The 25,532-nt window shown below is 37.4% G+C and carries 20 protein-coding genes; 10 read left to right on the forward strand and 10 right to left on the reverse strand.

Annotated features, from left to right (window positions below; all coding sequences use genetic code 11):
- Window positions 1-102 precede the first annotated feature (102 nt).
- From AC5LXV_RS03625 to orn, 4 genes are all read right to left on the reverse strand, one after another.
- Entirely contained in the window at window positions 103-1,434 is a 1,332-nt protein-coding gene (locus AC5LXV_RS03625) for a CoA-disulfide reductase (RefSeq protein WP_493467399.1), read from the reverse strand.
- A gap of 164 nt (window positions 1,435-1,598) precedes the next feature.
- Window positions 1,599-2,576 (reverse strand): ferrochelatase, encoded by a 978-nt coding sequence (gene hemH, locus AC5LXV_RS03630; protein ID WP_493467400.1) that lies wholly within the window; start codon window positions 2,574-2,576, stop codon window positions 1,599-1,601.
- A 9-nt stretch (window positions 2,577-2,585) separates the two neighbouring features.
- Complete coding sequence (gene waaA, locus AC5LXV_RS03635) at window positions 2,586-3,857, reverse strand: lipid IV(A) 3-deoxy-D-manno-octulosonic acid transferase (protein WP_493467401.1); 1,272 nt, start codon at window positions 3,855-3,857, stop codon at window positions 2,586-2,588.
- Between the two features lie 2 nt (window positions 3,858-3,859).
- Window positions 3,860-4,426, reverse strand: coding sequence for an oligoribonuclease (orn, locus tag AC5LXV_RS03640; RefSeq protein WP_034883923.1), 567 nt, complete (start codon window positions 4,424-4,426; stop codon window positions 3,860-3,862).
- 80 nt (window positions 4,427-4,506) lie between these two features.
- Here orn and rsgA point away from each other — a divergent pair, with 80 nt between their 5' ends.
- Window positions 4,507-5,532: a small ribosomal subunit biogenesis GTPase RsgA gene (gene rsgA, locus AC5LXV_RS03645; RefSeq protein WP_493461137.1), complete on the forward strand. Its 1,026-nt coding sequence runs from the start codon at window positions 4,507-4,509 to the stop codon at window positions 5,530-5,532.
- Window positions 5,533-5,616: 84 nt separating this feature from the next.
- On the opposite strand, the gene AC5LXV_RS03650 is transcribed toward rsgA, so the two are convergent.
- Both AC5LXV_RS03650 and dauA read right to left on the reverse strand, forming a co-directional pair.
- On the reverse strand, window positions 5,617-6,168 hold the full coding sequence (locus AC5LXV_RS03650; RefSeq protein ID WP_110424309.1) for an HdeD family acid-resistance protein: 552 nt from the start codon (window positions 6,166-6,168) through the stop codon (window positions 5,617-5,619).
- Window positions 6,169-6,355: 187 nt separating this feature from the next.
- Window positions 6,356-8,029 (reverse strand): C4-dicarboxylic acid transporter DauA, encoded by a 1,674-nt coding sequence (gene dauA, locus AC5LXV_RS03655; protein WP_493467402.1) that lies wholly within the window; start codon window positions 8,027-8,029, stop codon window positions 6,356-6,358.
- A 187-nt stretch (window positions 8,030-8,216) separates the two neighbouring features.
- Here dauA and AC5LXV_RS03660 point away from each other — a divergent pair, with 187 nt between their 5' ends.
- Window positions 8,217-9,584, forward strand: a complete 1,368-nt coding sequence (locus AC5LXV_RS03660; RefSeq protein ID WP_493467403.1) for a histidine-type phosphatase — start codon at window positions 8,217-8,219, stop codon at window positions 9,582-9,584.
- A 4-nt stretch (window positions 9,585-9,588) separates the two neighbouring features.
- Here the strand turns inward: AC5LXV_RS03660 and dtd are convergent, their stop codons facing one another.
- The 4 genes from dtd to rpsT form a co-directional block, all read right to left on the reverse strand.
- On the reverse strand, window positions 9,589-10,023 hold the full coding sequence (dtd, locus tag AC5LXV_RS03665) for a D-aminoacyl-tRNA deacylase (RefSeq protein WP_493467404.1): 435 nt from the start codon (window positions 10,021-10,023) through the stop codon (window positions 9,589-9,591).
- Between the two features lie 8 nt (window positions 10,024-10,031).
- A complete protein-coding gene (locus AC5LXV_RS03670; RefSeq protein WP_034884780.1) occupies window positions 10,032-10,874 on the reverse strand; it encodes a virulence factor BrkB family protein in 843 nt (280 codons plus the stop codon).
- Window positions 10,875-10,886: 12 nt separating this feature from the next.
- Complete coding sequence (locus tag AC5LXV_RS03675; protein WP_493467405.1) at window positions 10,887-11,480, reverse strand: SPOR domain-containing protein; 594 nt, start codon at window positions 11,478-11,480, stop codon at window positions 10,887-10,889.
- A gap of 111 nt (window positions 11,481-11,591) precedes the next feature.
- Entirely contained in the window at window positions 11,592-11,855 is a 264-nt protein-coding gene (rpsT, locus tag AC5LXV_RS03680; RefSeq protein WP_086358832.1) for a 30S ribosomal protein S20, read from the reverse strand.
- 229 nt (window positions 11,856-12,084) lie between these two features.
- On the opposite strand from rpsT, the gene pgk reads away from it, so the two are divergent.
- The 8 genes from pgk (at window position 12,085) to rpoC (ending at window position 25,457) form a co-directional block, all read left to right on the forward strand.
- On the forward strand, window positions 12,085-13,248 hold the full coding sequence (gene pgk / locus AC5LXV_RS03685) for a phosphoglycerate kinase (protein WP_086358833.1): 1,164 nt from the start codon (window positions 12,085-12,087) through the stop codon (window positions 13,246-13,248).
- A 73-nt stretch (window positions 13,249-13,321) separates the two neighbouring features.
- Window positions 13,322-14,401, forward strand: a complete 1,080-nt coding sequence (gene fbaA / locus AC5LXV_RS03690) for a class II fructose-bisphosphate aldolase (protein ID WP_493467406.1) — start codon at window positions 13,322-13,324, stop codon at window positions 14,399-14,401.
- 190 nt (window positions 14,402-14,591) lie between these two features.
- Entirely contained in the window at window positions 14,592-15,020 is a 429-nt protein-coding gene (rplK, locus tag AC5LXV_RS03695; protein ID WP_034884321.1) for a 50S ribosomal protein L11, read from the forward strand.
- Between the two features lie 3 nt (window positions 15,021-15,023).
- Complete coding sequence (rplA, locus tag AC5LXV_RS03700) at window positions 15,024-15,725, forward strand: 50S ribosomal protein L1 (protein WP_110434544.1); 702 nt, start codon at window positions 15,024-15,026, stop codon at window positions 15,723-15,725.
- A gap of 222 nt (window positions 15,726-15,947) precedes the next feature.
- Window positions 15,948-16,445 (forward strand): 50S ribosomal protein L10, encoded by a 498-nt coding sequence (gene rplJ / locus AC5LXV_RS03705; protein ID WP_034884318.1) that lies wholly within the window; start codon window positions 15,948-15,950, stop codon window positions 16,443-16,445.
- Window positions 16,446-16,503: 58 nt separating this feature from the next.
- Complete coding sequence (gene rplL / locus AC5LXV_RS03710; protein ID WP_493453068.1) at window positions 16,504-16,872, forward strand: 50S ribosomal protein L7/L12; 369 nt, start codon at window positions 16,504-16,506, stop codon at window positions 16,870-16,872.
- 245 nt (window positions 16,873-17,117) lie between these two features.
- On the forward strand, window positions 17,118-21,146 hold the full coding sequence (gene rpoB, locus AC5LXV_RS03715; protein ID WP_493467407.1) for a DNA-directed RNA polymerase subunit beta: 4,029 nt from the start codon (window positions 17,118-17,120) through the stop codon (window positions 21,144-21,146).
- A 90-nt stretch (window positions 21,147-21,236) separates the two neighbouring features.
- Entirely contained in the window at window positions 21,237-25,457 is a 4,221-nt protein-coding gene (gene rpoC / locus AC5LXV_RS03720; protein WP_110434541.1) for a DNA-directed RNA polymerase subunit beta', read from the forward strand.
- The last annotated feature ends 75 nt before the right edge of the window (window positions 25,458-25,532 follow it).

Raw genomic sequence — 25,532 nt, forward strand, 5'->3', positions numbered from 1 at the left:
AATTTTGAATAATCTGTTTTGGGGTTGGATTAACCATTTAAATTAACCCAACTGCCCATTCTGAATCTTAATAACTAAGCAAATATTTATTATGCTTAAACTCTATTTAGCGATACCTCCGGCGATATTTAAAATATCCCACGGTCTTGAAAAAGGTGGCGCATATAAAAAGTCCATCATCGCTAATTCATCAATTTTCATATTTGCCCAAATAGCCGTAGCTAAACTATTGGTTCTTAATGCAGCGCCACTGCCGCCAGCCAGTTGTCCACCTAATAAAACACGAGTTTCAGCGTGATAAATCAGTTTAGCAATAACGCTAGTTTGCCCTGCAACATAGTTACTATGATTTTTATCTTTAACTATCACTGTTTTGTAAGGGATAGCTGCTTTGATAGCTTGCTGTTCGGTGAGTCCTGTTCGGCCAGCTTCAATATCAAACACTCTTAATGCTGATGTGCCAAGGGTTCCTGGGAATTGATTATTACCGCCGGCTAAATTGTCACCAACCACCTTACCGAGTTTGTTGGCGCCAGTCGCTAATGGAATATAGGTCATTGATTGGCTAACACGATGATAAAGAGCGACACAGTCGCCTGCGGCATAAATATCAGCAATATTAGTTTTGCCATAACTATCAATGACAATAGCCCCATTGCTAAGTGTTTCAAGATCTAAATCTTTATATAGCTCGCTATTAGGTTTTACCCCGGTGGCAATAATGACTATATCAGCAGGATATTTAGCTTTATTGGTAATAACATGAGTAACTTTCTGTTCACCTTCGAAACCTTGTACTCGTTCTTGTAGGTGTAAATCACAATGTTGTTTTAGGTTTTCTTCAATTATCTCGGTAAGTTCCGGATCGAAGGCGTCGACCAATACTCTTTCATCTAATTGAATTAGCTTTACATTTTTGTTTAATGCGACTAAAGATTCGGTTATTTCCAGCCCGATATAGCCGCCACCTATGACCACAATATTGCTATTTTGCCGATTGGTTAAGGCATTTTTTATGGCTAAACCATCATACATATCCCGTAAAGTGAAAATATTTTCCAGTTGCTGATTTTCTAACGGTGGAATTATTGGTGCGGCACCAACGGCAATGAGTAATTTGTCATAATCATCATCAAAACAATTATTGCTTTTGATATCCCTAACGGTAATTTTTTTTAATCTTGGGTCAATAGCGATAACTTCATGCAATGTTTTGATTTCAATGCCATCTTTAGCAAATTGTTCTGGTGTTCTGGATATCATTTCATTTTCATCACCAAAGTGGTTGCCAATAAAGTAAGGTAAGCCACACGCTCCAAATGAAACAATATCTGATTTTTCATAGATGCGAATCGTCGCATTGGGATCCCTTCTTTTGGCTTTTGCAGCAGCACTTGCGCCAGCTGCTTGAGCGCCAATGATGATTATTTTCATCGATTATTCTCCTTTGAGCGCTAATAATTTTTAACTATCATCCTAACACAGGTTAATCATACTAGTTAAATTAGTTGGTTATTTAGCGTTAATATTAATCAATTTTAAGTTGAGCAGATAAGATTTAATATATTTGATTATTATTAAAAATAGATCTTAGTTGGTTAAAACTTTTTGAGGAAAGGAGGTTTTTCAACTATATTTTTGATTAATTTAACCTGTAATGGTGTATCGTTTAGGGCTGGGATATAATAAAACTGTTTACCACCAGCATTTAAGAATATTTCTCGATTTTGTTCGTCAATTTCATAAATAGTTTCAATACAATCTGCCGAAAAACCTGGACAGATAACCTGCACATGTTCAGTACCGGTTTTAGCCAAGTTTGCTAATATATCGCTGGTGTTGGGTTCAACCCATTTCCCTTTACCAAACTTTGATTGATAAGCCATTATTATTGGTAAGTCGATGCCATTTGCATGGCACTTGTTTGCCAATAATTTAGTGGTTAACTGGCATCTTTGCACATAGTCGTCTTGGCGTTTATCAATATAGCGTTGAGGAATACCATGGTAAGAAAGGAGTAATACATCCGGTTGCCCTTGGGTTGAAAACGCTTGCTGAACTTGCCAATAAAGTGCATCAATATAACTTGGGTGGTCGGCATAATCACGAATATAGCTAAGATTAATTTTGATATTATTGTCAGCAATAAGTTGCTTTACTTTAGCTAATACCGCTTGAGTTGTGGTGGTCGAATATTGCGGAAATAACGGTAATAAAGTGACTTTTTCACATGATTTTAAATTATTTAGCGCCGACAGTAAGTTCGGTTCCCCATAGGTCATGGCTAATTCGCATTGCATATCTGGTAATGCGGGTTGTAATTGATTGATCAAGCGTTTACTGTAATGGAGTAATGGTGATTCACCCTCTATCCATATCTTTTGATAATGGTTGATGATATAGGGGACACGTTTAGGCAGTACGAGGTATTTTAAAATTGGATACCAAATAAAAGCAGGCAGGTCGACAACATGGCGATCGAGTAAAAACTCGGTCAAGTAACAACGAATCGCCATTGGTGTTACGGCACTTGGTGTGCCTAAATTAACTAGCAATAACCCCTGTTTTTTATTCACAAGCCATCCTTATGATTTTTCAAGATAGTGATGGATAACCTCAAGAAGGCGATTTAGTGCACCTTGGTTATTTTTTAAAACTTGATAGGCATTTTCGCCAATTTGCTGACAACGACTTTCATCATTTAATAAGCTATTAATGGTGGAATAGAGCGAATCAGCAGAACTATCACATATCAGCATGCCATTAGCTTCAATTAACTGTTCACCAATAACTTTAAAGTTAAAAAAATGTGTACCGCTTATAATGGGAATATGGTGTAGAGCCGGTTCCAGGGGGTTATGTCCGCCATGTTCAATTAAACTACCGCCAACAAAAGCAATATTAGCCAAACCATAAAGTTCCAGTAATTCTCCCATGGTATCACCCAAAATCACTTGTGTCTGATCTGTAGGGTTTTGTTTGCTACTGCGTGTAATATAATTCAAGCCATTATCGGCAATTAGTTTTTCAACGGTTTTAAAACGTTCAGGGTGACGAGGAACCAAAATAAGTAATAAGTTGCTATGATTTTTAAGAAGCTGTTGAAATGCTGATAAAATGATTTCATCTTCGCCTGAATGCGTGCTGGCAGCGATTAGTACTGGTCGATGTAATTGCCATTGCTGTTTTAACTGCGCAAGATTCTGTTGTTGCTTGGCCGTGAGTTCAATATCAAACTTAATACTACCCGTTACCGCTAAATGATCTGCCGGTAGACCCAATGAGATAAATCTATCACCGTCTTGTCTATTTTGGGCGGCAACCGTGCTGATTTTAGCTAATAGTTTACTAATCGCTTGTCCTAGTTTATGGTATCTTCTGGCTGAACGTTCAGATAAGCGGGCATTAGCAATGATCAATGGAATTTTTTTGCTATCACATTGGCTAATTAAGTTTGGCCAAAGCTCTGTTTCCATAATTATGACTAATTTGGGCTGAACTGTTTTTAGAAAGCGATGTATTGCACAAGGCAGATCATAAGGCAAGTAGACATGACTAACACTCTCTTTGAGTATTGATTTAACTTGTTTAGAGCCAGTGGGGGTCATGGTCGTCACCGTAATCGGTAACTGTGGATATTGGCTTTGAAGTGCTTTAATCAATGGAATTGCGGCTAACGTTTCGCCGACAGAAACCGCATGTACTAAAATTCCACCTGATTTGACTTTATTTTTGCAAAATCCATAACGTTCTAACCAGCGTTTACGATAATCTGGCGCTTTACGGCTACGCCAAAGTAATCTCAGCCAGACTAGTGGTTGAATTAGATAAAGTAAGATCGTATATACAATACTCATGATCATTCATTAGTAAGATTAAAAAAATGTTGTCGGTAATAAACTAATTCGGCAATTGAATCGCGAATATCATCTAAAGCTTGGTGAGAACTCTGTTTACTGATACCTTTTAATATTTCTGGTTTCCAGCGTCTGGCTAATTCCTTAATCGTACTGACATCTAAATATCGATAATGAAAATATTTTTCTAAATTTGGCATATAGTTAAATAGAAAACGGCGATCTTGACCAATGGTATTACCACAGATTGGTGAACTGTTTTCCGGCACCCATTGTTTTAAAAATTCAATGGTTTGTTGTTCAGCTTGTTGTTCGCAAATGGTACTTTGACGCACACGATCAATTAATCCAGATTTGCCATGCGTTCTTTGATTCCAATCATCCATAAGCGCAAGTTGTTCATCTGATTGATGGATAGCAATGACTGGTCCTTCAGCAAGGATATTTAAATTAGAATCAGTTACGATGGTAGCGATTTCGATAATCCGATCGCTATTTGGATCAAGACCTGTCATTTCTAGGTCAATCCAGATAAGATTACTACTGTTTATATTTACTTGTGTCGTCATAATTTTCGAGATAAATTTTCTTTTTAATACCGAGTAGTGTAGCATAAGTACCAAACTGTTTGAGCAAAAAATTAGTTACTGTGGCGAAAAATCAACTCTCAAAAAATCAAAAAAGGCGTATGGCCGCTAAGCATCAGCAGCGTTTAGAAACTAAGTTAGATGACAATCTGGCTAATTTTTCTGCGCCTCGTGATGGCGTGGTGGTGAGTCGCTTTGGCAAATCAGCGGATGTTGAAGATAATGCTGGCAACATCTACCGATGTAGTATTCGTCGTACTTTACCATCATTAGTGACCGGCGATAAAGTATTGTGGCGTGAAAGTTTAGAACCGAATACTAATGGTATTATAGAAGCCGTTCATCCTCGTCATTCCGAGTTAGTACGACCTGATTTTTATGATGGCGTTAAACCTGTTGCCGCCAATGTCGATCAAATTGTTATTATTTCTGCGGTATTACCTGAATTATCATTTAATATCATCGATCGTTATTTAGTTGCATGTGAAGCGACTAAAATTACCCCAATTATCGTATTAAATAAAATTGATTTGCTTGATGAACAAAAAAAACAAGAGATTGAACAACAGTTTCTTATTTACAGCAAAATTGGTTATCAAGTTTTATATGTCTCTTGCCAATCACAACAGGGGATTGCGCCTTTGCAGCAGGTACTAGATGGCAAAATATCTATTTTAGTTGGGCAATCAGGTGTCGGTAAATCGAGTATTATCAATTTGCTATTACCTCATGACCAAGCTACGCTAACTGGCGAAGTGTCTGAAATATCGGGGCTTGGCCAACATACCACAACTTCAACTCGGCTTTACCATTTACCTAATGGCGGCGATATTATTGATTCGCCGGGAATTCGGGAGTTTGGTTTATGGCATTTAGAACCTGAGGAAGTTATTGCCGGTTTTGTCGAATTTGATGATTATTTAGGGGGCTGCCAATTTCGGGATTGTAATCATTTAGATACCCCAGGTTGTTTATTGCAAAAAGCGGTTAATGAAGGCGCGATAGCGCCATCAAGATTAGCTAATTATCATCGAATATTGCAGTCAATGCGCGAAGTTAAAGGGAAAACCAATAAAAGTTATAAATAGCAATTTTTGATTGAGTTGTTAACATGGTCTTTTTTGAACAGCAAAAGAGAATTGCTCACAAATTATATTGTGAGCAATAACATATTAAGCGTTAGGCTTTTTTAACGCTAAACCAATGGTAATATAAGCAAAACCTTGGAAAATAAGATCGATACCTAAAAACATTCCTAGTACCCAAATACTATCATATGGCCAACCGGTTATTAGCATAAATCCTAAAATGATGTTAATAATCCCAGAAAAAACCACCCATCCCCAACGTGGTAAATTGCGGTTACTCATGGCAACAAAAATTTGGCTAAATCCACTAATAGTCAATAATAGTGAAATGAGTAACGTTAATGCTGAGGAGACGGCAAGTGGTTGTAAAAACGACATCACCCCAATAAAAATATATAAAATCCCCATGATGGCCCATAAAGCCGTCTGACCGAAACCTTTAAGGTTAAATGCGTGGATAACTTGGATAACACCGGCGATAAAAAGTAGAGAGCCGATAAAATAAACAGAAAACACAGTGGCGATGAATTGATAACCCAATGCCAAACAACCAAGAATAATTAAGATCACACCAATTACAATAAACCAATTCGCTTTTTGCTTAACATGTTGAATAATATTTTCATTAGCTATCATATTAATTTCCTATTTTTGTTGTTAATGTAACGTATTAAATAACACAATCTTGCTGAGCTAACTTTGATGCATATTAGTTCGAAATAGGGAAGTGTGCATAGGTGGTACAAAATACTTAGTGAAAATCAGGACGATTTATTTTCACTAAGTATAATATTTAATCAATATAATAAAACCAATTTAGCTATTAAATTTTATCTTTCAGTGCTTCATCTAAAGTTGAATAAAACATTAATTTGTCTGCGATTGGTACAACTCTTGCTCGCGCTAAGGTTTTTAATGGTTGAAATTGTAGTTCGCAAATAGATAGATCGACTTGCGGTGGTAATTCATCAATAAAATGGATCAGTGCATTTAAGCCACCTGCATCAAGAATAGGTACGGCATCCCATTGTAAAACAATATGTTGGTATCCATTAATTTTTTGATATAACTCTAAGAATGTCTTTTCAGCAGCGGCGAAGAACAATGGACCATTAATACGTAGAACTAAGGTTTTTTCATTGCTTTGATTCAATTCGACCAAGCGAGTCATACGGGCAATACGTCGCATAAATAAGATAGAGGCTAATACAATCCCCAGTGTAATAGCAATAACCATATCGAATAATACGGTAAGTGACATGCAAATAAGCATGATAATAATGTCGTCTTTAGGCGCACATTTAATAATATAGATTACGCGTTGAACGGCACTCATATTCCATGCAACAATTAACAATAATGCTGCCATTGCTGATAATGGGATAAATGATAAAAGCGGGGCAAAACAGATAAGGGCCAATAATACGATTATTGAATGTAATACAGCGGCAATCGGCGAGGTGGCACCTGCTTTAACATTGGCTGCTGAACGAGCAATGGCGGCAGTTGCTGAAATTCCGCCAAAAAATGGTGCGATGAGATTACCTAAACCCTGACCAATGAGTTCGCTATTGGAGTGATGTTTGGTATGTGTCATTTCATCTAACACGACTGCACATAGCAATGATTCAATTGCACATAACATTGCCATAGTTAACGAGATCGGCATTAAAGCGGTTAATGTCGACCAATCCCAGGTAAAAGTGGCGTGCTGCCATGGTAAGATAAATTCTGGTAAAACCGGCGGAATACCATGACCAACAGTGTTATCGGCCAATGTATAAGTGAATCGTGAACCTATTGTTTCGATGTGATAACCAAATTGATTGAATAGCAACATGGTTAAAATACCGGCAATTAATGCTGGTAAATGGCCTGATATTTTTACCCGAAATTTAGGCCAAACAATTAGAACAATCAGTGTAACAAAACCAACCAAAGTATCGGCGATATTAATAGTTGGAAAAGTTTTAACCAGTTCAATAACTTTATTGATATAGCTTTCTGGCATATGTTCTAGCGTTAAGCCAAAGAAATCTTTTATTTGCATGGTGGCAATGGTTATCGCAATACCGGACGTAAAACCTAATACCACCGGTAGTGGAATGTATTCAATCAATCGCCCTAAACGAATCACGCCCATTAATATCAAAAAAACACCGGAAAGTAGGGTGGCAATTAACAGTCCGGATAAACCAAATTGTGTAGAGACAGGATATAGAATTACCACAAATGCCGCAGTTGGCCCCGAAACGCTAAAACGTGAGCCACCGGTAAGGGCAATCACAAACCCGGCGATAATTGCCGTATAGAGGCCATGCTGAGGTGCAACACCACTCGCAATAGCTAACGCCATAGCCAGCGGAATAGCGATAATACCAACGGTTATTCCGGCAATGAGATCTTTAAGAAAACGCGTTGTGTTGTATGGAGTAGTTATGCAGGCTGATATAAACGCACAGCTAATTTTAGTACCAGAAAGGCCATATAATTTCATTATGTTTTAAATCAATTAAATGAGTTATAAAAAGTAGCTAATAAGATAATCTTTTTTTTAAAAATTGAAAGAGTGTTATTAAAATAATTACATGATTTTCAGTTAAATTATGTCATTAATAGTATACAATGATCAAAAAAGCACTCATATTTTCCACTTATATTGTTGATTATAGGTAGGAGTCATTATGTCTTTTATAAAACACTCTTTTTTTATCCAGTTTTTAATCGTCGCAATTTTATTGCTGATATTTTCCCCCCTCAGTTTGGCAACAATGATGACATCAGGCTCAAAGACCGCGTATCACTATGTTAAACAACCAACTGCTGTACCAGCTGGTTATCAAGCATTTTATATTGATCATATTGGTCGCCATGGTTCACGCTATCTTAGTAAACCGAAATATGAAGATATTGCTTATAAGGTATTAACCTTAGCTGAAAAAAATAATCAATTAACCGATATGGGAAAATCATTATTAAAGCAAATTATTGGTATTAACGCACTGAATAGAAATCATTATGGAGAGCTTACAGATCTTGGTCGAAAAGATATTAGTTTGATTAGTCAACGGATGTTAAGAAACTATCCGACAGTTTTTAAAGGACAAAAAATCGAAGTAATATCATCAACTTCGCCACGAGCCAAAGAAACCGCGGAAATTTTTGTTAAACCATTTAAAGCGAATTATCCTGATATTTACATTTTTCAACCACCAGAAAATAAACAAACGTTATTACGCTTTTTTGAGTATTCTCCAGCCTATGAAGCTTATAAGAAGAGTAAAAGTATCAAAGCCGCATTAAAATCGTTAGAACGTGCAACTAAAACCGCGGATATGAGCCAAGATGTTGCCCGTTTGATATTCACAGCTGATTTTATTCATCAGTTAAATAATGGTGTTGCTTTATCTGAAAAATCTTCAATTAAAACAGCAGATTTTGTTATTGCTATTTATCAACTTTATCAAGAATTACTATCGTTTTCGCCAGAAACGCTAGCTAGTAACCATCTTGATTTTAGTGATTATTTTACTCAAGATCAGCTAGTGTGGTTTAATACGGTAGTTACAGCTAAAAATTTTTTACAAATAGGTCCTGCTTTTGATGCAAAGGGGATTCAAGTTAAAATTGCTGCCCCACTATTGTTGGATATGCTAAAAACTGCTGATAAGGCTATAACCGATAAGAATGTCGATGCTAACTTACGCTTTGCGCATGCCGAAACCGTTTCGCCATTAGCAACATTGCTGGAACTTGAGGGAGCATATACAGCGGTTAATTCAGTGGAGGACTACCCTTCCGTTTGGCAAGCAGAAAAAATTGTTCCTATGGGAGCTAATATTCAATGGATTTTTTACCAAAGTAACCAATCTAATCAACCTATATTAATCAAAGTGATGTTAAATGAACGAGAAGTCCATCTCCCTTTGCCAACCAATAATTTTCCATACTATCGATGGGATGAAGTTAAACAGTACTATAAAAATAAATTGCATCAGTTAGGTCTGACTGATGAGAGCGCCTCATTGGAATGGTTAAATAAGGTAAAATAAGTTATTAAACTTGTAGCCAAAAGGTCACTGGGCCATCATTAATCAGCGCTACCTGCATGTCAGCGGCGAATTGTCCTGTTTGAGTTTCAATATGCTGTTGGCACTGTTTGACAAAAAATTGGTAAAGCTCATTGGCCATAGCGGGCGATGCGCCTTTTGTGAAACTTGGGCGCATACCTTTTTGTGTATCCGCTGCTAGCGTAAATTGTGAAACAACCAATAATTTGCCATTTATTTGCTGAACATTGAGGTTCATCTTGCCATCATCATCACTGAAGATACGATAACCAAGTACTTTTTCCCGCAAACGTATCGCTTTTTGCTCGTTATCACCTTGCTCAATACCAAGTAAAACAAGTAATCCCTGATCTATTTGACCAATAATTTGACTATCAACAGAAACTGATGCTTGTTTTACGCGTTGAATTAGGGCAATCATAATAGATACTACTCCGGTTTAGGTGAGTACTTTAACAGTACTTTTCTTTGTTTATTAAAATCAGTTAAGGTTGCTGCAAATTCAGCGCCAAATAGCACTATACACCACGAGCAATAGATCCATACCAACATAATAGGAATTGAAGAAACTACGCCATAAATTAGTTGATAAGTTGGGAAAGAAGTAACATACAGCGCAAAAGCACGTTTACCAATTTCGAATAATATTGCGGCAACTAAAGCACCAATAGCCGCTTCTTTAAACGGTATTGATTCAGTAGGAATAATGCTGTAAAGCAACCAGAATCCAACAATCGATATGATAAATGGTAAAGTGCTCAGTAGTAAATCACCACTAGCGGCAGTTGATAACCATTTTAGCGAGAATATATAAGAACTAACCGCAACACTCGATCCAGCTAAAATAGGACCTAATGTTAAAATTGTCCAATACATGGTTAAGTTATACATGAATGAGCGTTTACGTTTGGTTCGCCAAATGCGGTTTAACGCATTATTAATTGAATTAATCAGTAGTAATGATGTCACCATTAAACCGATAATTCCGACAAAAGTCATTTTTTTGGTATTGGCAATAAATTGTTCGAGATAATTTTGAATAGTGTCACTTGCAGTGGGCACTAGGTTGCTATAAATGAGCCGTTTTAATGATTGACTAATTTCGTCAAACATTGGAAAGGCAGAGAGTAAAGAAAAAATAACAGTTATCAGAGGGACTAATGCCAGTATGGTTGTATAAGCAAGCTCTGCTGATGAGGTGGTTAAACGGTCATGATTTACTCGAAACCATAACATTATCAAAAAGGCTCGTATATGCTTAAGTATATTCATAATATGCCTTATTTAATTAGATATAAAACAGTTATTAATCCCATTAGTTTCTAATGTACTTAACACCTTTTGCGCATCACCTTTACTGCTATAGGGGCCGGCAGTGACTCGATAAAATTGCTGGTTTAAAGCGATATTGCTACTAATACCAGCCATCGCCAAAGAGGCTTTTACTGCATCGGCATTGGTTTTATCTTTAAATGCGCCGCATTGTAGTAACCATTTACTATTATTGGCATTTGCTGATGTAGTTGGCGAAGTCGAGGTGATAGGTTTATTATTAATAAAACTATTTAGTGCTTGTTGTCTTTCGCTCGTGGTGGTATTTGAATTACCACTGGCGTTAGAGGTTTCTAGCTCTTTAAGATAGGTCCAACGTTCTTGAGGTTTTTCTGGTAAGGTAATAGCTGGCGTCTCAGTTTTTACTTTTGGCTGCTCAACTGGCTTTTTAGGGGAATTGCTTGAAATAAAGTACAAAATAGTCGAAAACAAAATAATGATGATGATCGCAAAGATTATCATTATAGTTGGCAATAATCGTGATTTATTTTTTTTCTTTTTCTTTTTTGATTGGCTCTTTTTTCTTACATAATCACGCTGAACCACAATATGCTCTCTTTTTTATTCATATAATTAGAATAGTATATAAATAAAAAAAGTGGCCTACACCACTTTTTTTCAATTTTGTTTAACTTTATTTATCAACAGAGAAAAGTATTAAGCTAATGCTTTAATCTGTTTAATTAAATTCGCTTTATGACGTGCAGCTTTATTTCTGTGGATTAAACCACGAGCCGCTTGACGGTCAACAACTGCTTGCATGTCTTTGAATGCTACTTCAGCTGTTTGTTTATCACCAGCTGCTACAGCTGCGTAAACTTTTTTAATATAAGTACGCATCATTGAACGGTTACTAGCATTGTGTTTACGGCGTTTTTCGGACTGAACCGCACGCTTTTTAGCTGATTTGATATTAGCCAAAGTCAACTCCCAAGTTTAGATAAAATACATATTAATAAGGCGGGGAAATATGCCTGATTTTCTTTCTATTGTCAATGCTGTTACATAAAAAAATTTGCTTATAAAAGTATAAATGACCTTTTTCAAGTAAATGTTTACTATATAACCGATAATGATTGTAACCTAAAAACAAATTTTATGTTAGAATAACAAAAATTTTATTGTTTATATATTTATAAGAGGAAGTCTCATGTCTATCATTAGAATGCAAGATCTTGATCTAAAAGGGAAACGTTTATTTATTCGCTCAGATCTTAATGTGCCAGTCAAAAATGGTAAGGTTACTTCTGATGCGCGAATTAAAGCATCATTACCTACTATTGAAGAAGCCATTAAAAAAGGCGCTAAAGTAATGGTTACTTCTCATATTGGCCGTCCAACGGAAGGTGAATATAACCCTGAATTCTCTTTACAACCAGTGGTTGATTATTTAAAAGAACATGTTTCTTTCCCTGTTCGTCTAGTTAAAGATTATCTTAACGGTGTCGACGTTAAAGAAGGTGAACTTGTTGTTCTTGAAAATGTACGCTTTAATGTTGGTGAAGGTAAAGATGACGAAGCTTTATCTAAAAAATATGCAGCTCTTTGTGATATCTATGTAATGGATGCATTTGGTACCGCTCACCGAGCGCAAGCTTCAACTCATGGTGCCGGTAAATTTGCGCCAGTTGCTTGTGCAGGCCCATTATTAGCCGCAGAACTTGATGCATTAGGTAAAGCGCTTGATAATCCAGCTCGTCCGATGGTTGCGATTGTTGCTGGTTCTAAAGTATCAACTAAATTAACCGTTCTTGATTCTTTATCAAAAATCGCTGATCAAATTATTGTTGGTGGTGGTATCGCTAATACCTTTATCGCAGCTGAAGGCTATAATGTAGGTAAATCACTTTATGAAGCTGATTTAATTCCTGAAGCGAAAAAATTAATGGCTAATTGTCATATTCCAGTTCCAACTGATGTTCGTGTAGCAACAGAATTTAGCGAAACAGCAACAGCAACTGAAAAATCAGTTAAAGATGTGAAAGAAAATGAACAGATCCTTGATTTAGGTGATGAGTCAGCAGAAGCGTTAGCTGATATTATCAAAAAAGCAAAAACCATTTTATGGAATGGTCCTGTCGGTGTGTTTGAGTTCCCGAATTTCCGTCGTGGTACTGAAATTGTTGCTAAAGCAATTGCTGATAGCCAAGGTTTCTCAATCGCTGGTGGCGGTGATACATTAGCGGCAATTGACTTATTTGGTATTGAAGATAAAATCTCTTATATTTCAACTGGTGGTGGTGCGTTCCTTGAGTTTGTTGAAGGTAAAAAACTTCCTGCGGTTGCCATGTTAGAAGAGAGAGCAAAAGCGTAATATTTTTTCGATATGAAGGATGAGCCGATTACTCATCCTTTACTTTTTATATAAATAATCTATAGGTATTAAAATGGCTACAAAGATTTCTGATGTCGTGAAACCTGGTGTTGTAACCGGTGATGATGTTCAAAAAGTGTTTCAAGTTGCTCGTGAAAACAATTTTGCACTACCAGCTGTTAACTGTGTTGACACTAATACAATTAACGCAGTAATTGAAACTGCCGCTAAAGTTGGTTCTGCTGTTATCGTTCAATTCTCTAATGGCGGTGCTCAATTTATCGCTGGTAAAGGATTAAAATTAGATGGGCAAGAAGCTGCTGTTTTAGGTGCAATTTCTGGTGCTAAACATGTTCACCTTATGGCTGAAAAATACGGTGTACCTGTTATTGTTCATACCGACCACTGTGCTAAAAAACTTCTTCCATGGGTTGATGGATTACTTGACGCCGGTGAAGCTCACTTTGCTAAAACTGGTAAACCTTTATTCTCTTCTCACATGATCGACCTTTCAGAAGAATCTTTGAAAGATAACATTGATATCTGTTGTCAATATCTTGCTCGTATGTCAGCAATGAAAATGACATTAGAGTTAGAACTTGGTTGTACTGGTGGTGAAGAAGATGGCGTAGACAATAGCCATATGGATAGTTCAGCACTTTATACTCAACCTGAAGATGTTGCTTATGCTTATGAGCGTTTAAGTGCAATTAGCCCTCGTTTCACTATTGCTGCATCATTTGGTAACGTTCATGGTGTTTACAAACCAGGTAATGTGAAATTAACACCAAAAATTTTAGATAATTCGCAAAAATTTGTATCTGAAAAATTCAATTTACCAGCTAAATCATTAAACTTTGTGTTCCATGGCGGTTCAGGTTCTACACCAGAAGAAATTGCAGAAGCAGTAAGCTATGGTGTTGTTAAAATGAACATTGATACTGATACTCAATGGGCAAACTGGGCAGGTGTTTTAGGTTATTACAAAGCAAATGAAGCTTATCTTCAAGGTCAATTAGGTAACCCTGAAGGTGTTGATGCTCCAAATAAAAAATATTATGACCCACGTGTATGGTTACGTAAAGGTCAAGAGTCTTTAGTTGCACGTTTAGAACTTGCATTTAAAGAACTTAATGCTGTCGATGTACTTTAATACTTTAATACTTTCTATTTTTATTCTATAAAGCAGGGTTGTCCCTGCTTTTATTTTATCTGCTAATAAAAATCTTGCATTTTTGTAATAATTGTAGGATAATCTCGCCCTCATTTAACTTAGGGGAGCTGTCTATTTATTAATAGTTGTTATTAATAGAGGCGTTTGCACCCGAGAAAAGGAAACTAAAATGGCAAAAAAAGTACAAGCTTACATCAAGTTGCAAGTTGCAGCTGGTGCAGCAAATCCTAGTCCGCCAGTTGGTCCAGCACTTGGTCAACATGGTGTGAATATTATGGAATTCTGTAAAGCATTTAACGCTAAAACAGAAAGCATGGAAAAAGGTTTACCTATTCCTGTTGTTATTACTGTATATTCTGACCGTTCATTCACTTTTGTAACTAAGACTCCTCCAGCCGCTGTATTATTAAAGAAAGCGGCTAAAATCAAGTCTGGTTCAGGTGAGCCTAACAAGAAAAAAGTAGGTAAAGTAACTAGCGCTCAAATTCGCGAAATCGCTGAATTAAAAGCTGCTGATATGAATGGTGCAACCATTGAAACGATGATGCGTTCTATCGAAGGAACAGCACGTTCAATGGGCTTGGAAGTGGAGGGTTAATTCATGGCTAAATTATCTAAGAAAGCTAAACTTATCCGCGAAAAAGTAAACGCAACTAAACAATATGAAATTAATGAAGCTATTGCTTTATTAAAAGAATTCGCAACAGCTAAATTTACTGAAAGCGTTGACGTTGCCGTTAATTTAGGTATCGATCCACGTAAATCAGATCAAAATGTACGTGGTGCTATCGTTCTTCCACACGGTACTGGACGTAGTGTACGTGTTGCTGTATTTACTCAAGGTGCAAACGCTGATGCCGCTAAAGAAGCTGGTGCTGAATTAGTTGGTATGGATGATCTAGCAGATCAAATCAAAAAAGGCGAAATGGACTTTGATGTTGTTATCGCATCTCCAGACGCAATGCGCGTGGTTGGTCAACTAGGTCAAATCTTAGGGCCTCGTGGTTTAATGCCAAACCCTAAAGTTGGTACAGTAACCCCTAACGTTGCTGAAGCAGTAAAAAATGCTAAAGCAGGTCAAATCCGCTACCGTAATGATAAAAATGGTATTATCCATACCACTATCGGTAAAGCTGATTTTGATGCAGATAAACTTAAAGAAAATTTAGAAGCATTACTTGTTGCATTGAAACGTGCAAAACCAGCCTCTTCAAAAGGTGTATTTGTGAAGAAAGTTAGCCTTTCTACCACAATGGGCGCTGGTGTTGCTATTGATCAAGCAACATTAAATGCAGCTGTTTAATTAATATTAAACAAAGAATCGGTTGGTGTCTGGCCTTAACCAGACCCCGTCCAAGACCGTAGGTGTAATTGATATTTAATTACTTAATCTTCCTACGTAGACGGTGACAGAACCTGATAAGATATAATAGAGGGATTCTGCTCATCGTGATTGTGCTAGCTACATTTGTAGTTAGTTAAAGCAATTCTAGGCTTTGCCTAGTTTAATCCAGGAGCAATACCAATGGCACTAAATCTTCAAAATAAACAAGAAATTGTTGCTGAAGTTAATGAAATCGCCAAAGGTGCGCTATCTGCAGTTGTGGCTGACTCTCGTGGCGTAACTGTAGAAAATATGACCGCATTACGTAAATCTGCTCGTGAAGCTGGTGTTTATATGCGTGTTGTTCGTAACACCTTATTACGCCGCGTTGTTGAGGGAACTCAATACGAGTGTTTAAAAGATACGTTTGTTGGTCCAACTCTAATTGCATTTTCAAACGAGCACCCAGGTGCTGCAGCGCGTATTTTTAAAGCGTTTGCAAAAGAAAATAGTAATTTTGAGATTAAAGCCGCAGCCTTTGAAGGTGAGTTGATTACTGCAGCGAACATTGATCGCTTAGCAACATTACCTACTTATGAAGAAGCATTAGCTCGCTTGATGTCAACCATGAAAGAAGCCGCAGCTGGCAAATTGGTTCGTACTCTTGCAGCGGTTCGCGATCAAAAAGAAGCTGCTTAATTGCGGTTTGATTGTGAATTTTATTAATTAAAAAAATGTAAATTTGGGAAACTATATTATGTCTATCACTAAAGAACAAATTTTAGATGCAGTTGCAGAAATGTCTGTAATGGATGTTGTTGAACTTGTATCTATGATGGAAGAAAAATTTGGCGTTTCTGCAGCAGCAGCTGTAGCAGTTGCAGCAGCTGGTCCAGCTGAAGCAGCAGAAGAAAAAACTGAATTTGATGTAATCTTAAAAGATATTGGCGCTAACAAAGTAGCGGTTATCAAAGCAGTTCGTGGTGCAACTGGTTTAGGCTTAAAAGAAGCTAAAGATCTTGTTGAATCAGCTCCAGCAACTGTTAAAGAAGGTGTTAGTAAAGCTGACGCAGATGAACTTAAAAAAGCACTTGAAGAATCTGGTGCTGTTGTCGAACTTAAGTAAGTTTATCGATAGCCAAGCTAAACGGCTGGGGGTTTTTATACCTCCAGCCTTTTTGCGCTGTAATAAGTCATACAATTTTATTTGAAGATTATCAATAAAAAGTAATAAAGAAATAATATATATATTAAGCCTAATCAATTGATATTTATAGATATTTTCGATGAGGTGTCAGGCGTTATTATTTCGTAGTACCCTGATGAATATTTAATCATGCTAAAATAGCAGATAAGCAAGTTGAGGAACTAATGGTTTACTCTTATACCGAGAAAAAACGAATTCGTAAGAATTTTGGTAAGCGTCCACAAGTCTTGGATATACCGTATCTTCTTTCTATTCAACTTGATTCGTTCCAGAAGTTTATTGAGCAGGATCCAGAAGGTCAATATGGATTAGAAGCCGCTTTTCGTTCAATATTTCCGATAAAAAGTTATAGTGGTAGCGCTGAGTTACAATACGTGAGCTTTAAAATGGGCGAACCTGTATTTGATGTTAAAGAATGTCAAATTAGAGGGATCACTTACTCAGCACCATTGCGCGTTAAATTACGTTTAGTTATTTATGATAAAGATGCGCCAGAAGGAACAGTTAAAGATATTAAAGAGCAAGACGTCTATATGGGCGAAATTCCTTTAATGACGGACAATGGTACGTTTGTAATTAACGGTACTGAACGTGTTATCGTTTCACAATTACATCGTAGTCCAGGTGTGTTCTTTGATAGTGATAAAGGTAAAACACACTCTTCTGGTAAAGTTTTATATAATGCTCGGATTATTCCTTATCGTGGCTCTTGGCTTGATTTCGAATTTGATCCAAAAGATAATCTTTTTGCTCGTATCGACCGCCGTCGTAAACTTCCTGCAACAATCATTTTACGTGCGTTAGGTTATGAAACTGAAGAAATTTTAGATATGTTCTTCGAAAAAACAATTTTCGAAGTAGGCAAATCAAAATTAAAGATGGATCTTGTACCAGAGCGTTTACGTGGTGAAACGGCACTATTTGATATCGAATCTAAAGGTAAAGTCTACGCAGAGAAAGGTCGTCGTATTACAGCTCGTCATATTCGTGAGCTTGAAAAAGATAAAGTAACTAAAATTGACGTTCCAGTTGAGTATATTGTAAATAAAGTACTAGCTAAAAATTATATTGATGAAGAAACGGGTGAAGTCGTTGCATTTGCCAATACTCCAATTTCGTTAGAACTATTACTTCAATTAACTAATGCTGGTTATAAGAAAATCGAAACTTTATTCACTAATGATTTAGATCATGGTCCATTTATTTCTGAAACCCTAAATGTTGACTCTACACGAGATCGATTAGGAGCTTTAGTTGAAATTTACCGAATGATGCGCCCAGGCGAGCCACCAACAAAAGAAGCTGCTGAAGCATTATTTGATAATCTATTCTTCTCTGACGAACGTTATGACTTATCAGCAGTCGGACGTATGAAATTTAATCGTTCTTTAGGGCGAGACGATATTGAAGGTGAAAGTGTCTTAACTAAAGCTGATATCGTTGATGTAATGAAGAAATTAATCAGCATCCGTAATGGTCATGGTGAAGTCGATGATATCGATCACTTAGGAAACCGTCGTATCCGTAGTGTGGGTGAAATGGCTGAAAACCAATTCCGTATTGGTTTAGTACGTGTAGAACGTGCGGTAAAAGAACGTTTATCATTAGGTGATCTAGATTCACTAATGCCACAAGATATGATTAATGCTAAACCAATTTCAGCGGCAATTCGTGAATTCTTTGGTTCTAGCCAGTTATCTCAGTTTATGGATCAAAACAATCCATTATCTGAAATTACTCACAAACGTCGTATTTCAGCATTAGGTCCTGGTGGTTTAACTCGTGAACGAGCAGGCTTTGAAGTACGTGACGTACATCCTACCCATTATGGTCGTGTATGTCCGATTGAAACACCGGAAGGACCAAACATCGGTTTGATTAACTCATTAGCGGTTTATTCTCGTACTAATGAATATGGATTCCTTGAAACACCATATCGTCGGGTAATTGATGGTGTGGTAACTGATGAAATTAACTATTTATCAGCAATCGACGAAAGTGAATTTGTTATTGCTCAGGCTAACTCAAATCTTGATGACGATGGTCGTTTTAAAGAAGATTTAGTGACTTGTCGTTTAAATGGTGAGTCAGGTTTATATAGTCCTGAACAAGTCCATTATATGGACGTATCAACGCAACAAATCGTATCGGTTGGTGCTTCATTAATTCCGTTCTTAGAACATGATGATGCGAACCGCGCATTGATGGGTGCAAACATGCAACGTCAAGCGGTACCAACATTAAAAGCAGAAAAACCATTTGTTGGTACAGGTATGGAACGTGCAGTAGCGGTTGACTCAGGTGTAACTGCAGTTGCTCGTCGTGGCGGTACAGTACAATATGTTGATGCATCACGTATTGTAATTAATGTTAACGATGATGAAATGTATGCTGGCGAAACAGGGATTGATATTTATAACTTAACTAAATATACCCGTTCAAACCAAAATACCTGTATTAACCAAATTCCATGTGTGGAATTAGGTGAAAAAGTTGAGCGTGGTGATGTCCTTGCCGATGGTCCATCAACTGACTTAGGTGAGTTGGCTTTAGGTCAAAACATGCGAGTGGCATTCATGCCATGGAATGGTTATAACTTTGAGGATTCTATTTTAGTCTCTGAAAAAGTGGTTCAAGATGACCGTTTCACTTCGATTCATATTCAAGAGTTATCTTGTGTATCTCGTGATACCAAACTTGGTGCAGAAGAAATTACCGCCGATATTCCAAATGTAGGTGAAGCGGCTCTTTCTAAACTAGATGAATCAGGTATTGTTTATATTGGTGCTGAAGTTAAAGGTGGCGATATTCTGGTTGGTAAAGTAACACCAAAAGGTGAAACACAATTAACGCCAGAAGAAAAATTATTACGCGCTATTTTTGGTGAAAAAGCGTCAGATGTTAAAGATACTTCACTTCGTGTACCAAATGGCGTTTCAGGTACAGTTATTGATGTTCAAGTCTTTACTCGTGATGGTGTACAAAAAGATAAACGTGCACTTGAAATTGAAGAGATGCAACTTAAACAAGTTCGCAAAGACTTAACAGAAGAGCTTAAAATCCTTGAAGCAGCTTTATTTGCTCGTATCCGTGATGTATTAATTTCTGGCGGTATTAAAGCCGACAAATTAGATGCCTTACCACGTGAAAAATGGTTAACCATTGGTATTGCTAATGAGAGCAAACAAGCGCAATTAGAGCAACTTGCTGAACAGCATGATGAAATTAAAGCTGAGTTTAACAAAAAACTTGAAGCTAAACGCATGAAGATCACTCAAGGTGATGATTTACAACCTGGTGTGCTGAAAATTGTTAAAGTTTACTTAGCGGTTAAACGTCAAATTCAGCCTGGTGATAAGATGGCGGGTCGTCATGGTAACAAAGGGGTTATCTCTAAAATCAACCCAATTGAAGATATGCCATATGATGATAAAGGACGTCCAGTTGATATCGTATTGAATCCGCTAGGTGTTCCTTCACGTATGAATATCGGTCAGATTTTAGAAACTCACTTAGGTATGGCGGCGAAAGGTATTGGTCAGAAGATCGATGCTATGCTAAAAGAACAGCAAGAGCTAGCTAAACTACGTGATTTTATCCAAAAAGCTTATGACCTTGGTTTAGGAGCAGCGCAAAAAGTCAATGTTGCTGAATTTACCGACCAAGAAGTGATGACATTGGCACAAAATTTACGTAATGGTATGCCACTTGCAACACCAGTGTTTGATGGTGCAAAAGAGCAAGAAATTAAAGCATTACTTGAACTTGGTGATATACCAACTTCAGGTCAAATTACCTTGTTTGATGGTCGTACTGGTGAGCAATTTGAACGTCCAGTAACAGTAGGTTACATGTACATGCTTAAATTGAATCACTTAGTTGATGATAAGATGCATGCTCGTTCTACAGGTTCATATAGTCTGGTTACGCAACAACCGTTGGGTGGTAAAGCTCAATTTGGTGGTCAACGTTTCGGTGAGATGGAAGTGTGGGCACTTGAAGCATATGGTGCCGCTTATACTCTACAAGAAATGTTAACTGTTAAATCAGATGATGTGAACGGTCGTACTAAGATGTATAAAAATATTGTAGATGGTGATCATCGTATGGAACCTGCGATTCCAGAATCATTTAATGTATTACTAAAAGAGATTCGTTCGTTAGGTATTAATATCGAGTTAGATGAAGAGTAATCTTAACTAACTGAAATGATTTCTATTTATAGGGATAACTTATCAGTAATGATAAGTTATCTAATTGGTTTAACTCCATAGGAGTCAATTGTGAAAGACTTACTAAAGTTTCTAAAAGCGCAAACAAAAACTGAAGATTTTGATGCTATCAAGATTGGCCTTGCCTCTCCTGATATGATTCGCTCATGGTCTTTTGGTGAAGTTAAAAAACCTGAAACAATCAACTATCGTACGTTCAAACCTGAACGTGATGGTTTGTTTTGTGCGCGTATTTTCGGACCAGTTAAAGATTATGAATGTTTGTGTGGAAAATATAAACGTTTAAAACACCGTGGTGTTATTTGTGAAAAATGTGGGGTAGAAGTTACTCAAGCTAAAGTACGTCGTGAACGTATGGGGCACATTGAGCTTGCATCACCTACTGCACATATCTGGTTTTTAAAATCATTACCATCACGTATCGGTTTATTACTCGATATGCCACTTCGTGATATTGAACGGGTACTTTATTTTGAATCATTTATGGTTCTTGATGGTGGTATGACAAACCTTGAACGCGGACAAATTTTAACTGAAGAACAGTATTTAGATGCGTTAGAAGAGTTTGGTGATGAGTTTGATGCACGTATGGGTGCAGAAGCTATTCAAGAGTTACTACGCAACATTGATGTTCAAGCTGAATGTGAAGCATTGCGTGATGAACTTTCAACGACTAACTCAGAAACTAAACGTAAAAAATTAACAAAACGTATTAAAATCATTGAAGCATTCATTCAATCAGAAAATAAACCAGAATGGATGATTTTAAATGTGTTGCCTGTATTACCGCCAGATTTACGTCCATTAGTACCATTAGATGGTGGCCGTTTTGCAACATCAGATTTGAACGATTTATATCGTCGCGTTATTAACCGTAATAACCGTTTAAAACGCTTATTAGATTTAGCTGCACCAGATATTATTGTACGCAACGAAAAACGTATGTTACAAGAGTCTGTTGACGCCTTACTTGATAATGGTCGTCGTGGTCGTGCAATCACTGGTTCAAACAAACGTCCATTAAAATCACTTGCCGATATGATTAAAGGTAAGCAAGGTCGTTTCCGTCAAAACCTATTAGGTAAACGTGTTGACTATTCAGGCCGTTCAGTAATCACTGTAGGTCCATACTTACGTTTACATCAATGTGGTTTACCGAAAAAAATGGCGCTTGAACTATTTAAACCATTTATCTACGGTAAATTAGAACGTCGTGGTTATGCAACAACCATTAAAGCGGCGAAGAAAATGGTTGAGCGTGAAGATGCAGTTGTTTGGGATATCTTAGATGAAGTTATTCGTGAACATCCAGTATTATTAAACCGTGCGCCAACACTTCACCGATTAGGTATTCAAGCATTTGAGCCGATTCTTATTGAAGGTAAAGCTATTCAGTTACACCCATTAGTTTGTGCGGCATTCAATGCTGACTTCGATGGTGACCAAATGGCGGTGCACGTTCCATTAACGTTAGAAGCGCAATTAGAAGCACGTGCGTTAATGATGTCAACCAACAATATTCTTTCACCAGCAAGTGGTGAGCCTATCATCGTTCCATCTCAGGACGTGGTTTTAGGGCTTTACTACATGACTCGCGATAAAGTCAATGCGAAAGGTGAAGGCATGATATTAACTGGCCCTAAAGAAGCAGAAAAACTGTATCGTTTAGGTCTTGTTGAATTACATGCTAAAGTTAAAGTTCGTATTACAGAAAGTCATCGTAATAGTATTGGTGAATGGGAAGATACAACTTCAGTTGTCGATACTACAGTTGGTCGTGCTATCTTATGGTTAATTATGCCTAAAGGTATGAGCTTCTCTGTTATCAATCAACCGCTTGGTAAAAAGGCGATTTCACGAATTTTAAACATTTGTTATCGCCAATTAGGCATGAAAGAAACGGTTATCTTAGCTGACCAAGTTATGTACACCGGATTTGCTTATGCAGCGCGTTCTGGGGTATCAGTTGGTATTGATGATATGGAAATTCCAGCTAAGAAATTACAAATCATCAATGAAGCTGAAATTGAAGTTGCGGAAATTCAAGAACAGTTCCAATCAGGTTTAGTAACCGCAGGTGAACGTTATAATAAAGTTATCGATATTTGGGCAGCAGCCAATGAACGTGTTGCTAAAGCGATGATGGATAACTTATCAACTGAAAAAGTTATTAACCGTGAAGGTAAAGAAGAAGTTCAATCTTCATTTAACAGCATCTATATGATGGCCGACTCTGGTGCTCGTGGTTCTGCAGCTCAGATTCGTCAGTTAGCTGGTATGCGTGGTTTGATGGCAAAACCAGATGGTTCTATCATCGAAACGCCAATCACAGCAAACTTCCGTGAAGGGTTAAACGTTCTTCAGTACTTTATTTCCACCCATGGTGCGCGTAAAGGTCTTGCGGATACCGCATTGAAGACAGCAAACTCAGGTTACTTGACTCGTCGTTTAGTTGACGTGGCTCAAGATTTAGTTGTTATTGAAGATGACTGTGGCACGTTAGAAGGCGTGGTAATGACGCCAGTAATTGAAGGTGGTGATGTTAAAGAGCCACTACGTGAACGTGTTTTAGGTCGGGTAACAGCTGAAGATGTATTAAAACCAGGTAGTGCGGATATCTTAATCCCTCGTAATACATTACTTGATGAAAGTTATTGTGATCTACTTGAACAAGAATCTGTAGATAGCGTTAAAGTTCGTTCAGTTGTTTCGTGTGATACTGACTTTGGTGTTTGTGCGAAATGTTATGGTCGTGACTTAGCTCGTGGTCACCTAGTAAATAAAGGTGAAGCAATTGGTGTTATCGCCGCTCAGTCAATCGGTGAGCCAGGTACTCAGTTAACCATGCGTACGTTCCATATCGGTGGTGCGGCATCACGAGCGGCAGCAGAATCAAGTGTTCAAGTTAAAAACAAAGGTAGTATTAAATTAACTAATGCTAAATTTGTAACTAACCCAGATCAGAAACTGGTTATTACTTCGCGTAATGCTGAATTGACGATTATCGATGAATTAGGTCGAATGAAAGAAACTTATAAAGTTCCTTATGGTTCGATTTTAACTAAAGGTAATGGTGCAGCGGTTGATGCAGGTGAAACTCTAGCTAATTGGGATCCGCATACCATGCCGGTTATCTCAGAAGCCAAAGGTTTTGTCCGCTTTGTTGATATGATCGATGGTCAAACTATTACTCGTCAAACTGATGAGTTAACTGGTTTATCCTCTATTGTAATCTTAGATGTAGCAGAACGTACTGGTGTTGGTAAAGATTTACGTCCAGCAATTAAGATTGTTGATGCTAAAGGTAATGATATTTTTGTGGCAGGTACAGAAATGCTTGCGCAGTACTTCTTACCAGGTAAAGCATTAGTACAATTAGAAGATGGTGCGGAAATCAATGTTGGTGACACACTTGCTCGTATTCCACAAGCATCTGTGGGTACTAAAGATATCACCGGTGGTTTACCACGCGTTGCCGATTTATTTGAAGCTCGTAAACCTAAAGAGCCAGCAATTCTTGCTGAAATTGATGGTATTATCTCATTCGGTAAAGAAACGAAAGGCAAACGTCGCTTAATCATTACGCCACTAGATGGTAGCGAACCATACGAAGAGATGATTCCAAAATGGCGTCAACTTAACGTATTCGAAGGTGAACAAGTTGGTCGTGGTGATGTAATTTCTGATGGTCCTGAATCAGCACATGACATTTTACGTCTACGTGGTGTTAATGCTGTGACTCGTTACATTGTGAATGAAGTTCAAGAAGTTTATCGCTTACAAGGTGTAAAAATTAACGATAAACACATTGAAGTCATTGTTCGTCAAATGTTACGAAAAGCAACGGTTATTCATCCGGGAAGTTCACGTTTACTTGATGGTGAACAACTTGAAGTTTCACGCTTGAAGATTATTAACCGAGAACTTGAAGCTCAAGGTAAAGAACCAATTGTCTATTTGCATGATTTACTTGGTATTACTAAAGCATCACTTACTACTGAATCATTTATTTCTGCGGCATCGTTCCAAGAAACGACTCGCGTATTAACTGAAGCAGCAGTTGCAGGTAAAAATGATGAACTTCGTGGCTTGAAAGAGAACGTTATTGTTGGTCGCTTGATCCCAGCTGGTACTGGTTATGCTTATCATAAAGAGCGTTTACGTAAACGTGTAATGCCAACTAATGATGAAATTCAACCAACAACAGTTTCAGCAGAAGAAGCTACAGCTAACTTAGCGGAACTATTGAATTCAGCAGAAGAAAATCAATAAATTTTAGATAAACTGACTAAAATAGCACGTGTAATCACGTGCTATTTTTTTGTCAACAGTAGGGTACATGAAAGG

It is taken from the genome of Gilliamella sp. LMG 34359 (genome assembly GCF_984569085.1).